Origin of the sequence: Neochlamydia sp. TUME1, assembly GCF_000813645.1 — a bacterium.
Lineage (GTDB): Bacteria > Chlamydiota > Chlamydiia > Chlamydiales > Parachlamydiaceae > Neochlamydia.
This window is the reverse complement of the sequence record NZ_JRXI01000239.1, coordinates 1-1,304: the sequence shown is the minus strand read 5'-3', so window position 1 is coordinate 1,304 and position 1,304 is coordinate 1. Positions and strand designations below refer to the sequence as shown.

Annotated in this window: 1 protein-coding gene and 1 pseudogene; both read right to left on the bottom strand. The window is 36.2% G+C overall.

The annotated features are described in order from the left end of the window. Positions 1–82: 82 nt before the first annotated feature. Positions 83–433 (bottom strand): F-box protein, encoded by a 351-nt coding sequence (locus DB41_RS10320; RefSeq protein WP_039387045.1) that lies wholly within the window; start codon positions 431–433, stop codon positions 83–85. A 468-nt stretch (positions 434–901) separates the two neighbouring features. Beyond that, positions 902–1,304 (bottom strand): annotated as a pseudogene (locus DB41_RS12015) (hypothetical protein); the annotation flags it as partial.

Sequence of the window (1,304 nt, the reverse complement as noted above, 5' to 3'; positions counted from 1 at the left end):
AAACATTTAAATGCAGTACAAGAAAATGTAACCTTTGAGTCATCAAGAAAAGCTGCCTAACTGTCAAGAATAAAAAAGTATATCATCGAGTTTTAAGCGCAAGAATTTTCCCTGAAAAATTAGGTAATTTGTAGATAGTCTGTTTACATTTGTTTTTTGAATACTCGCCTTTCGTTAGCCTCATCGTTTGTGACATCTGTACTCTTTTCTTACAGATTTTTTGCCAGTTTTTTCCTGGGGAAGAAGAGTGGCTAAGGTTTTTCCAGCGTCGTTGGCAAATAGGCCGCCATAAAGAAGGATCTTGAGCCATTCGCTGCCAATGTTTGTTAACAAGGCCTGCAATCGGTAACTCTTTTTCATCTAAAAGGCTAAGAATCTTTAATTGCACTTCTTCAGGTATTCTTATACTAGGGATTAAGGAAAATGGTGTCATGTTATTTACCATAAATTTAGATTTGTCTGATTTATTGTAAAATTTCAGGGTTTTATTATTTAAAATTCAATAGCGTATTTTAAATATCAACTGATTCATGCCCAATCCATTGCCTTTTTGAAGGAAAATTATTTATACCAATGAACGATTATTTTAAACACACTTTGCCAAAATTTGCTTTATAAGTTCTGACCAATTAATCGATTTTTATAGTAGCAAGCTTAGCCAAGCGCGAAAAAAACAAAAACATATTTTGGCTTTTCAATTTCTTTATGGGTTGCCCCCTCTTCTTCCACTAGGCTTGAAGGATTCAGGCATTTTATAGCCAATCAACTTCAAGCAACTTCGCAACCTCCCGAGGTGCTTGGCGAAGAAGTAATATAACGAAAATATTCCTCTTATCGTTCTTATGAACAGTTACAATCAATTTTAATTAGCCAAACGATTCAAGTAAAATAAATAGTCTTTCTAAGCATGGGGAGGAGCCACCAAAATACGCTCCTTTCCTTGCAAATGAGCAAAGTCCCATAGATGCAGCCAACCATGTTCATCACAAAAGACTAATTTGCGGCCATCATAGCTAGCATGAATATGATGAGAATCTACCACTGGATATTCCCTAGGCGTCCAAGGCCATAAGGCTCCACAGTATTTTGTATCAGGAGTATGTTGACAAAGGTTAAATTTCTTAAATTCAGGATGGAAACGAGAGGCTAGGAAATAGCTTTCGTCTAAAATAAGAAAACGCACAGGCGCTACGCCGCCTATGTTTGATTCAGTTAAAAAAGCTCCATCATTCACATTATAAGTTAAAACAAAACCTATACTTAGCCCTACTGCTAAGCGCTTGCCATCATAACTAGAGGTTGTC

Coding starts and splice junctions, on each gene's coding strand:
- DB41_RS10320 (WP_039387045.1), bottom strand. CDS start 433: ATGACACCATTTTCCTTAATCCCTAGTATAAGAATACCTGAAGAAGTG.